Annotated in this window: 11 protein-coding genes; 1 reads left to right on the top strand and 10 read right to left on the bottom strand. The window is 41.1% G+C overall.

Annotated features, from left to right (window positions below; genetic code table 11):
* Positions 1-57: 57 nt before the first annotated feature.
* From K6V43_RS10830 to K6V43_RS10810, 5 genes are all read right to left on the bottom strand, one after another.
* The gene (locus tag K6V43_RS10830) at positions 58-300 is read right to left on the bottom strand and encodes a hypothetical protein (RefSeq protein ID WP_261311830.1); all 243 of its coding nucleotides are present in this window, start codon (positions 298-300) and stop codon (positions 58-60) included.
* Between the two features lie 38 nt (positions 301-338).
* The gene (pepV, locus tag K6V43_RS10825) at positions 339-1,739 is read right to left on the bottom strand and encodes a dipeptidase PepV (protein WP_261311829.1); all 1,401 of its coding nucleotides are present in this window, start codon (positions 1,737-1,739) and stop codon (positions 339-341) included.
* 97 nt (positions 1,740-1,836) lie between these two features.
* On the bottom strand, positions 1,837-2,601 hold the full coding sequence (locus tag K6V43_RS10820; RefSeq protein WP_024396290.1) for an ABC transporter permease: 765 nt from the start codon (positions 2,599-2,601) through the stop codon (positions 1,837-1,839).
* Positions 2,598-3,248 carry an ATP-binding cassette domain-containing protein gene (locus tag K6V43_RS10815; RefSeq protein ID WP_172103615.1) on the bottom strand — a complete coding sequence of 217 codons (651 nt, stop codon included), beginning with the start codon at positions 3,246-3,248 and terminating at the stop codon, positions 2,598-2,600. The genes K6V43_RS10820 and K6V43_RS10815 overlap by 4 nt, the downstream gene beginning before the upstream one ends.
* A complete protein-coding gene (locus K6V43_RS10810) occupies positions 3,238-3,672 on the bottom strand; it encodes a cupin domain-containing protein (protein WP_202593196.1) in 435 nt (144 codons plus the stop codon). Before K6V43_RS10810 ends, K6V43_RS10815 begins: the two co-directional genes overlap by 11 nt.
* Before the next feature lie 295 nt (positions 3,673-3,967).
* On the opposite strand from K6V43_RS10810, the gene K6V43_RS10805 reads away from it, so the two are divergent.
* Positions 3,968-5,197 (top strand): IS110 family RNA-guided transposase, encoded by a 1,230-nt coding sequence (locus tag K6V43_RS10805; protein ID WP_222383095.1) that lies wholly within the window; start codon positions 3,968-3,970, stop codon positions 5,195-5,197.
* 257 nt (positions 5,198-5,454) lie between these two features.
* Here the strand turns inward: K6V43_RS10805 and K6V43_RS10800 are convergent, their stop codons facing one another.
* From K6V43_RS10800 to cdaA, 5 genes are all read right to left on the bottom strand, one after another.
* Entirely contained in the window at positions 5,455-6,228 is a 774-nt protein-coding gene (locus K6V43_RS10800; protein ID WP_222383094.1) for a class I SAM-dependent methyltransferase, read from the bottom strand.
* A gap of 130 nt (positions 6,229-6,358) precedes the next feature.
* Positions 6,359-7,903: an ABC-F family ATP-binding cassette domain-containing protein gene (locus K6V43_RS10795; RefSeq protein WP_222383093.1), complete on the bottom strand. Its 1,545-nt coding sequence runs from the start codon at positions 7,901-7,903 to the stop codon at positions 6,359-6,361.
* Positions 7,904-8,099: 196 nt separating this feature from the next.
* Entirely contained in the window at positions 8,100-9,452 is a 1,353-nt protein-coding gene (gene glmM / locus K6V43_RS10790; protein ID WP_222383092.1) for a phosphoglucosamine mutase, read from the bottom strand.
* A 13-nt stretch (positions 9,453-9,465) separates the two neighbouring features.
* Positions 9,466-10,170, bottom strand: a complete 705-nt coding sequence (locus tag K6V43_RS10785; RefSeq protein WP_172040226.1) for a CdaR family protein — start codon at positions 10,168-10,170, stop codon at positions 9,466-9,468.
* Entirely contained in the window at positions 10,163-11,014 is an 852-nt protein-coding gene (gene cdaA / locus K6V43_RS10780) for a diadenylate cyclase CdaA (protein ID WP_172040225.1), read from the bottom strand. Before cdaA ends, K6V43_RS10785 begins: the two co-directional genes overlap by 8 nt.
* Positions 11,015-11,323: the final 309 nt, after the last annotated feature.

Below are 11,323 nucleotides of genomic sequence, written 5' to 3'. Positions count from 1 at the left end.
GCTTTAATCTGGTCTAGCATGATTTTTCCCCTTTTATTTCTAGTGTAACATAAAAAACTAACCTACCACAAAATGTGATAGATTAGTTAACTTAATGACATTGAGTGACAGCCCTATCAATTTTTCTTGATCAAATAAGCCAAAACCGAGTGCTCTTGGGTGTCCCAGTAAATCGCCTATGTAGCAATCTAATTGTTCCTCATCTGACCAATCATCATTCCAAGGTTCTTGGCTGAAAACAGATAAAAATAATTCTTTAACCATTTCCATGTCTGAAAAACAAAGTTCTTTCAATTCCATATTTCCTCCTAAAAAAGACGGGCATCCCCGTCTTCATACTATTTGATTAATTCATAGATAGCCTCTGCGTAAATGGCAGCTGCACGGTAGAGTTGCTCCACTTCGATAAATTCGTTGGCTTGGTGCATGGTGTTGACATCGCCTGGGAACATGGCTCCGTAGGCAACGCCACGTTTGAGCAGGCGTCCAAATGTTCCGCCACCGATCACTTGTTCATGACCTTTCAAGTCTGTGTGTTTTTCATAAACAGACAAGAGGGTCGCGACCATTGGGTCATCGATTGGGCAATAATGTGGAGTATGACCATGCTCAGACAAGCTCACAGCTTCTACGCCAAGTTTTTCTAAACCAGCCTTGATGGTTTCTGGGTTGGTATTCTTTGGATAACGGAAGTTGAGGGCAATGGTATTATCAGATGAGGTTTCATCAAACTTAAAGACTCCAGCGTTCATAGAAAGGGCACCCATTTGCTCATCGTAGATGGCTACGCCGAGTTTTTGGGCATCGTGGTCTTCCAGAAGGACTTGTCCTGCCAAGTCAAGATAGGTTTTGGCTGCTCCCTCAAAGGCGAATTGGCTGAGGAATTTTGCCAAATAGGTTGCTCCGTTGACACCTTCTTCTGGGGTTGAACCGTGGGCTGATTTTCCGATGACAGTGACTTTAACTTGACCGTTTTCAAGAGTTTCCGCGTCAGCATTTAGGCCATAAGTTGCTGTGAAATCTGCCAACTTGTTGTCTAGGTCTGCAAGGTCTCCAGAAATAATAGCTGTCGCAGACTCAGGCACCATGTTCTCACGCAAACCACCAGTGAAGGAATGCAGTTTAGCAGCTCCGCTATTTTCCCCCGCAAAATGCAAATAAGCTGTGATATTGCCCTTTTCCCCGTTGATAATCGGGAACTCAGCATCTGGAGAAAATCCGAAATCCGGCAAAGGAAGGCCGACGTGCTCGAAGTAGTAATCCATGTCCGCCCAGCCAGACTCTTCATCGGTACCAACGATGAAACGGACTTTTTTAGAGGTTGGAAGACCCAACTCCTTGATGATTTTCAAGCCGTAGTAACAAGCCATGGTTGGTCCCTTGTCGTCAGAAGATCCGCGGGCAAAGAGCTTACCGTCGATGATTTGTGGCTCGTATGGATTGGTGTTCCAGCCGCTTCCTGCTGGCACCACGTCCAAGTGACCAAAGATACCGAGGACTTCGTCGCCCTCGCCGAATTCAAAGTGACCTGCGTAGTTGTCAACGTTCTTGGTTGGATAGCCATCACGCTGAGCGATTTCTAAAAACTTATCCAAGGCACGCACTGGGCCAGGTCCAAATGGATGCTGGGCATCTGCCTGGCTGTCGTCACGCTCAGAATTGATGCGTAAGAGATCAAAGAGGTCCGCTAGAAACTCGTCCTTGCGTTTGTCAAACTCTGCTCTAAAATTTACTGTCATAATTTCTCCTTTTCAGTATCAAAGTAAGTCTATTTTATCATATTTTCGCAGACTTCACTGATAAAAAATGACCTTTCACACAGAAAGATCAATTTCCTTATTCAAAATCTAACTGAGTCCTATCTGTAAAATAAGTCTTATAGGCCGCATATGAGGCTATAACAGATGCGAGACTGGTTGCTGATAGCAGCATGAACATGACCATAATCTGATAGCGAATGGCTTGGACAGGGTCTACTCCTGCAAAAATCAGTCCAGACATCATTCCTGGTAAACTGACTAAACCAACAGTTTTGGCTGAGTCAATTGTCGGTTGCATACCAGTCCGAATGGATTCTCGCAAAATTTCCTGTGAAGCCAATTTACTCGTTGCCCCTAGACTTAATTTTTCCAACACCTGTTGGCGGTTATCAGTAAAGGACCGGTACATAGCTCGATAGGATAGACCGATTGCTGTCATTGCATTACTAGCCAACATCCCTGAAATTGGAATGACTTGAGAAGGTATTAATTGGATGGCACCTGATAATAGTAATAATCCTAAAGTGATACTGGTGGAAGTGAGCAAAGCAAGAAAAGGATAAATCAGCTTTTTGTTCTTGTTTGGATTGCGTTTATTTGCTTGTACACTGGCATTATAAAGAATAATCAACACCATACCCAAACTGAGGAAAACATTCGAAACTTGAAAAATAAATTTTAAAATATAGCCAACAACGAATAACTGAACAATCGTACGGACAACCGCTACTAAAATATCTTTTGTCAGCCCAAGTTTCTCTTTTTGGCTTATCCCCATCGCAAGTAGAACCAAGCCGAAAATTAAGACTAGGGATAAATTATCTACTGAAACAGAGTTCATGCTTGCATCCTCCCATCTTTCATTCTCAAAATATGCTTAGCTCCATCAATTTCTGATTGGTCATGTGTCACTTCAATTAATGTTTTTCCAGTTGCGTGGTAATCAGTAAGGAGTTGATTCACAATAGCTTTGGTCTCCGCATCTAACCCTGCACTAACTTCGTCTAAAAGCAAAACTTGAGGTTCAAAAAGTAAATTGCGGATAAGAGCGACACGTTGTTTTTCACCACCTGATAATTCTGTAATCCCTTGGGTAAGAAAATCTTCACCTAAATTTACATTTTTTAAGGCTGTAATCACTTTTGATTTATCAAATTCTAACTGCCTCACTGTGAATGGAAAACGCAGATTGTCTTCGACTGTATTTCCAAAAAGTACTGGTTGTTGAAAGCAATAGGAAACTTCTCTTCGATAGGTGGGCATATCCAGCTTCTCTATTTCCTTTCCTCTAAAAAGAATTTGGCCTTGAGTTGCTGAAGTAAGCCCTGCCAATAATTTTAAGATGCTACTTTTTCCGCTACCCGAAGGCCCAACCAAGGTTAGACGCTCACCTTCACTAACAGAAAAATGAATATCAGTCAAAATCGACTTACCTTTATCAGATAAGCCGACGGATTTTAGTTCAAAAATCGGTGTATTAGTGACCATGTTCTTCAGCTTCTTCCGCAGCAAGTGCAATAGCTTGTGTTTCATGAACCGTACCATGAGCGTGATGGGCTGGTCCATAGATAGAATAGATTTTGAGGTCTTCTTGGCCAATATTGATGACATTATGGTAGGTACCGTTAGGAATCAAGATAACATCTTCTGGTCCAACTTCTCTATCCAGGGTAATCTGTTCAGCAGATTTACCCATGATAACTCGGCCATGACCTTGTTCAATGCGGAGGAACTGATCGTTTTCATTGTGCACTTCCGCACCAATATCTTCTCCGACTGGAATGGACATCAAGGTCACTTGAAGCAATTCACCAGTCCAAATTGCTGTTCGATAGTTTGTATTTTCTAGCGTAGCAGTTTCAATATTGGTTACAAATGGATCTTTTCCATAATCTTTCATTGTCATAGTTATAATTCATTCCTTTCGTTTCACTCAAGGCACAACACTGAATGAAAAAGTGCAGTACTCTTTGTTTTGGACTATAATTAAAGTGAGAAGACCTATCACTACTACAAATCACGGAGAGGTGATTAAGCGAGTGGTATAGCCACTACCTCGAATAGTTATAGGTGTAGTTCATCCTATCAAGCACAACTAACTGTGACTCTGAGCACGTAAACTTATATTTGGATAAGCGACTCGTTTGTGAAAGGGATGAGCAGTCAAGGGATAGGTTCATCTCAAATTTGGTGAAGGGAGACCCCTCATGTTAAAAATTGTTTACCCCAATTGTTGTGGCATTGATGTGCATAAAACCTTTATCGTAGCGGTTGTTGCCATCACCGACAAACAGGGCATCACTAGCTACCATCGTAAGCGTTTCTCAACCTTTACAAATGGACTAACTCAGCTACGAGAATGGTTGGAATACTATTCCTGCTTCGATGTCTGTATGGAATCTACTGGTAAATACTGGATTCCTGTCTTCAATATCCTAGAAACTACCTGCAGCATCTGCTTGGCTCACCCAAAGTATGTGAAGGCGATTCGGGGTAAGAAGACCGATAAGAAGGATGCACAATGGATTGCCGACCTCTTTAAACACGATTTAGTCGCTTCTAGCTTTATCCCTCCGCTTAAAATCAGGCAACTTCGGGATCTCTTTCGTTACCGCATGAAGCTCACGCAACTTCAAGTTAGCGAAAAAAATCGCTATCAAAACTGCCTCACTTGGTCTAACATCCAGATTGCTAGTGTTGTTTCCGATGTGTTCGGAAAAAGTGCTCAAGCTATTATCAAGAGCATCCTTGACAATCCGGAAGACAAACCGAATATAGAGCAGCTGGTTCACAAGAGAATGAAGGATAAGATTCAAGACTTAGAAATCGCTGTTGAGGGAGACTTGACTCCCCAACAAGCTGAGAAAATTAGAGTCATCAAAGCTCATTACGATGCCTTAACTATTTGTAAAGAGGACCTAGAACAGATGATTCTTGAGCTAGGACAAGAATACCAAGAACAAGTAAAGCTCATTCAAACCGTGCCTGGGTTCAATGAAGAACTGTCAGCCCTACGTGTAATTTCAGAAATTGGGGCAGATATGTCTGTTTTTGAATCCGCTGGCAAACTCTGTTCGTGGGCTGGATTAGTCCCTGCAAACAACGAAAGTGCTGGGAAGAAATTCTCCACTCGTATTTCCAAAGGTGGCAGATACCTCAAACCATTTCTCGTCCAAATCGCTAACGCTGTTGTCAAATCAGAGAAGCATCCTGAGTTGCGAAATAAATACCTTAGACTTAAGAAGCGACGTGGGCACAGAAAGGCGATTATCGCTATCTGTCGTAGACTACTAGTAGCTATCCACCAAGTCCTTCTAAAACAGGAACAGTACAATCCTACCTTACAAGGATTGACTGAAGTCAGAAATCCAAATAAGACAATGTCTATAAAAGATGCCATTCGTTTTGCACAGCAACACGGCTTTAATGTAGCTTAATTTTTTAGTAGGTTTCAAGACCTCTTTTTAGTGCGCCCAAAATTGGGGTAAACAATAAATCAATTAACCCTTATCTTTTTCAAACTTATCGCCTCCAATTTATAATGATTCTAAACTTTCTTTAGAACAATTCTAATTATACTCCTATCTATCAATATGTCAAGTATTTTGAAACTATCTAATAAAATTCAGACGATACTCATTTTCGCAAAATAACTATATAATCAAAAAAACTACCTTTCGGTAGCTTAACTCTATCATTTTATGGACAAATTCGCCAGATAATCTGAACCAAATTGGGACAGGCGATTGCGCTGATCCTTTGATTCATAAAAATCAATCATGGCAAAACCAGCTCGTAATTGCCCAGCAATCTGTTCTTCTAAGGTGTGGCTAAATTCATAGCCATATTCCGGGTCAATCGTAAGTTGTCCTGCTTCTTCTAATTGACGTGAATTGAAAGGCAGGCTATATTTAGGGGTCAAAGAATTTTCCAGATGTTCCCAAACATCATCAGCATCAAATACATATATCCATGGATTCATATAGCCAACCATGAGCAGGCCACCTTTTTTCAAAACCCGATAAGACTCCTGCCACATATTGGTCAAATCTTCAATATAGACATTTGAAACAGGGCAAAAAATAATGTCAAAAGTTTCATCCTCAAAAGGAAAAGCTTGTGTCATATCTGCCTGAATCGTCTGTAAATCTAAATTTTCTCGCTCAGCAACGAACCTATCCTTGTCCAACTGTTTCAGAGAAAAATCCATTATAGTCGTCTCATAACCATGAGCTGCAAAAATCGGTCCCTGTTGACCACCTCCACAAGCTAGTCCCAATAATTTTTTCCCTCTAGCCTTTTCAAACCAGTCAAGTGGAACTGTCTTTCCAACTGTCAAAGAAACGGACAAGGGCTTGTCTTTGGCAACAAGAAATTCCTCATGACTGAGCGGAACCGTATAGCCATTTCCCTGTCTAGCTGAAACCCGATTCCAACGTTCTTGGTTGTAGTTTACATAATCTGTCATTTTTCTTTCCTCGCTTGAGACCTAGCCAATATGACCTCGTTCTTTTCTTTTCATATTTTTACCTCCTTTACTATGCTCATTCTATTATAGTATACATACAAAGAAAAAGCCCCTTTCGATAGCTTGTTTCTTAAGTCAATTCATTAAAATCCCAAACATCGTCAACCCAGCCCTCATAGAAATCAGGCTCATGGCAGACCATGAGAATAGAGCCCTTGTAGGCTTTGAGAGCTCGTTTAAGTTCATCTTTGGCATCCACATCTAAATGGTTGGTCGGCTCGTCAAGGATAAGTACATTGTTTTCACGGTTCATAAGCAAACAGAAACGAACCTTAGCCTGTTCTCCACCTGAAAGAACTTGAATCTGGCTTTCGATATGTTTAGAGGTTAAACCGCAGCGAGCCAAGGCAGCACGGACTTCTGCTTGATTAAGTGCAGGAAAGGCATCCCATACCGCTTCTAGTGGCGTCTGACGATTACCAGCAGCAACTTCCTGTTCAAAATAACCTAATTCTAAATACTCCCCACGCTCAACAGTTCCTCCTAGCGGTGGAATAATGCCTAGAAGACTTTTGAGAAGGGTGGATTTACCAATACCATTGGCACCGACAATGGCAATCTTTTGGTTACGCTCAAAGGTTAAATTGAGCGGTGTGCGTGTTAAAACGCGATCATATCCTATTTCCAAATTATTGGTCTGGAAGATAAATCGACTTGGTGTGCGTGCCATTTTGAAGTCGAAGGATGGCTTTGGTTTTTCGGACTGAAGTTCAATAATCTCCATCTTATCCAACTTCTTCTGGCGAGACATGGCCATATTTCGAGTAGCAACGCGAGCCTTATTTCGATTCACAAAATCCTGCAAATCAGAGATTTCTTTCTGTTGACGTTCATAGGCCGCTTCCAATTGTGCACGCTTCATGGCATGGACTTCTTGGAATTGATAATAGTCACCCGTATAGCGAGTTAATAATTGGTTTTCAACATGATAAACAATATTGATCACATCATTCAAGAATGGAATATCATGGGAAATTAAAACAAATGCATTTTCATAGTTCTGCAAATATCGTTTGAGCCAGTCAATATGCTCAGCATCCAAGTAGTTGGTTGGTTCATCCAAGAGCAAGATATCTGGCTTTTCCAAGAGCAATTTTGCCAAAAGAACTTTAGTCCGTTGTCCCCCTGATAACTCCGTCACATCCTTGTCCATACCGTATTCCATGACACCAAGAGCACGAGCTACTTCGTCAATCTTGGCATCCAGCGTATAGAAATCACGGCTTTCCAGACGATCTTGGAGTTCTCCAACCTCTTCCATAAGAGCATCAATATCAACCCCATCTTCAGCCATTGACATATAAATATCATTGATACGAGCTTCGGTTTTGAATAATTCATCAAAGGCTGTGCGTAAGACGTCACGAACTGATTGACCCTTTTCTAATTTAGCATGCTGGTCTAAATAACCTGCCGTTACATAACGTGACCATTCAACCTTCCCTTCATCTGGTTGCAATTGACCTGTCACGATGGACATGAAGGTCGATTTCCCTTCACCATTGGCACCGACAAGTCCGATATGTTCCCCTTTCAAGAGACGGAAGGAGACATTTTCGAAAATTGCACGGTCACCAAAGCCATGGCTCAAATTCTTTACTTCTAAAATACTCATAAATTCCTCACAAAAGAGGCTGGGCAGAAAGTCCAACCTCGCTTCTCAGAGTTCGTGTCAACATCTCAGCGCAGTGGTTGATTGGCAGATTTGTTCGTGTTTCACACTCGAAATCTGACCTAATCAACTGTGCGGGGGTGGGAAGACGAACTCTTTTTAGACTGGTCGAGTTCTTTCCCACTCCCTGTTTACTCTTTTAATCTAAACCGATTTCAGCACGAACCACATCTGCGATTGTATCTACATAATAGTCAACCTCAGCATCTGTTGGGGCTTCCGCCATAACACGCAATAGTGGCTCAGTCCCACTTGGACGAACTAAGATACGACCATTCCCTGCCATCTCTGCCTCCATCTTTTCAATGATAGCTGCAATAGCAGGAACCTCCATAGATTTATCCTTCATGCTGTTTTCAACACGAATATTGACTAATTTTTGTGGATAAATCGTAACTTCTGCCGCCAATTCTGACAAGGTTTTACCTGTTTCTTTCATGATTTTAGTCAGTTGCACAGCGGTCAATTGGCCATCACCTGTGGTGTTATAATCCATAAGAATTACGTGACCAGATTGTTCACCACCAATATTGTAACCTTCTTTGCGCATTTCCTCGACCACATAACGGTCTCCAACTGCGGTCACAGCTTTTTCAATTCCTTCACGATCCAAGGCCTTATGGAATCCGAGATTGGACATAACTGTGGTCACAATTGTATTTTTGGCTAATAGACCACGATCAGCAAGGTATTTACCAATGATATACATGATGCGATCGCCATCTACTAAATCACCATTTTCGTCTACAGCAATCAATCGATCGCTATCACCATCAAAGGCAAGGCCTATTTGACTACCTGTTTCCTTAACTAATTCTTGCAATTTTTCAGGATGCGTAGAACCAACACCCTCATTGATATTCAAACCGTCTGGATTTTCAGCCATAACCGTCAAATCTGCACCCAGATCTGCAAAAATTTGGCGAGCAGAAGTTGCCGCTGCACCATTAGCTGTATCCAAAGCAACTTTCATACCTTCTAATTCAGTACCAGTTGACACTAAAAATTGTTGATACTTGCGTAGACCTTCTGGATACTCCACTACATCACCCAAACCTTGAGCAGATGGACGTGGTAATGTATCTTCTTCCGCATCAAGAAGAGCTTCTATCTCTGCTTCCAATGCATCATCTAATTTGAAACCATCACCAGCAAAGAACTTAATTCCATTATCCTGTGCTGGATTGTGGCTTGCAGAAATCATAACCCCTGCGCTAGCTTTTTCTGCTTTGACTAAGTGGGCAACACCAGGTGTTGCGAGTACACCAAGTTTATATACATGAATACCTACTGATAAAAGACCTGCAACCAAAGCAGACTCAAGCATTTGTCCTGAAATACGTGTGTCACGCGCCACGAAAACTCGAGGGACATCCGTTTCATGTTGACTAAGGACATAGCCACCAAAACGACCTAGTTTAAATGCCAATTCTGGCGTCAATTCTACGTTTGCTTCTCCACGGACACCGTCCGTACCAAAATATTTAGCCATTTTTATTCATTCCTTATTTTGTTTGTGTAACAACGACTTGCATATTTGCTTCTGTTTCAGATAAAACCACTGGCAAGACATTTCCATCACTATCAACTGCTTGTAGCTTGGCTGTACCACTATAATTTGCGTCTAAATTACTAATATCAACTGCAACTGCTTCCACATGATCAATTTTTGCCATGGTTTCTTCATCAGTAGTCACCTTTACAGAGCTGACATCTACAGTGACTTTAGACACACTATAACCACTTGCCAATTGATTGCTATAAATGACCCCTTCAACGGCTAAACTCTGACTAACTTTTTTCCCGATTTTAACAGTAATAGCATCTGGTGCCAATGTGGCACTGACACCCGCTGGTAGATTAGCTAATTGTAATTTAACCGTTTGCGTGCCATCCGTTAACTCTCTTAAATCTGCAATAACTTGAAAGGTGCGAGTCGATTCATCAGATTCTCGTTGTAGAAGTACACGATTGGATCCTCGTAACTCGACAGCCACAGTTGAGGAGAAACCAGATATAAAATACTTATCCGTGTCGTATTCAATGTCAATTGGGACGCCACTTAAAGTATGAACATAGGTTTCTGATTCGGTATTACTCGCAGATGACTCTGAATTTTTATAATTGGTTGTCGTAGCATAGAAAAAGAGTAAGAGGGCTAAAAAAATAGATAGGGCGAGATGACCAACTGTTCTAAACTTTTTATTCATTCTTGCCTCCCCTCAATCGTTTCCATACAGATTGTTTGACATCAGGTTCTCGAATAAAAGTAGCCCGTAACTCTGCTTCAAACTCTTCTAAGGTCAGATCATGTTTGAAAATGCCATTATGTGCAGTAGAGATACTGCCCGTTTCCTCTGAAACAATAAAGACAAAGGCGTCTGATACTTCCGACAATCCAATTGCAGCGCGGTGTCGTGTCCCAAATTCTTTAGATATCCCTGCACTTTCAGACAAAGGCAAATAGGCACAAGCTACCGCGACTTTGTCCTCCTTAACGATAACTGCCCCATCATGCAAAGGAGTATTGGGAATAAAAATATTAATTAAAAGTTCCCTGGACACATCTGCATTTAATGGAATTCCGGTAGATCGATACTCCTGCAAGGTTTGTGCTTGCTCTACCGCCACTAAGGCTCCGATTTTCCGTGGAGACATGTAAGCTACCGACTTAAGAAAGGCAACTATTAATTTTTCTTCCGCACTGACGGTATTTGTCGTAAAAATCTGAGTTGTTCGTCCGAGCTTTTCCAACATAGCTCGAAATTCAGGAGCAAAGATAACAACCGCTGCAATGACACCATAAGTGATAACTTGGTTAATCAACCAAGCTATCGTTTGTAAGCCAAAAATACTTGCTACGATTTGAGCAATAATAAAAAGAAATACTCCTCGAATGAGGGTCATAATCTTAGTTCCAGCGATGGCCTTACTAAAATTATAAATCAAATAAGCAACAATACTAATATCTATTAGGTGAAGAAGAGCAGTCCATGGACTTGCTATCAAACTTGACCAATAGCCTGAATCAAATAATTGGTTTAAGTTTAACATGTATACCTCACACTTTCTAAAGTATAACACAGTAGTGTTTCTATTATATCACAAATTAGTCACAAATATGAGTCCGAACTCTCTTTAACTGATAAAAAAAGTGACATATCATTGTGAAGTATCGGGAATTTGACAGTTTGAATGACGCAAAAGTGCTCTAATCATTGATATAGCGCTATTTTTTTGTCAAATTTTTGTATACATTTCTTGCGTACTTTCTCGTACTGTGGTATAATAGAGTGAGGTGCGAATCTATGAGAGTTAAAAAATCAGTATCTAAAAACACAATCAATTATGCCATTATCAAAG

The organism is Streptococcus suis (genome assembly GCF_019794615.1).
Taxonomy (GTDB): domain Bacteria; phylum Bacillota; class Bacilli; order Lactobacillales; family Streptococcaceae; genus Streptococcus; species Streptococcus suis_AI.
The sequence above is the reverse complement of the archived record's forward strand: the minus strand, read 5'-3'. Positions and strand labels throughout refer to the sequence as shown.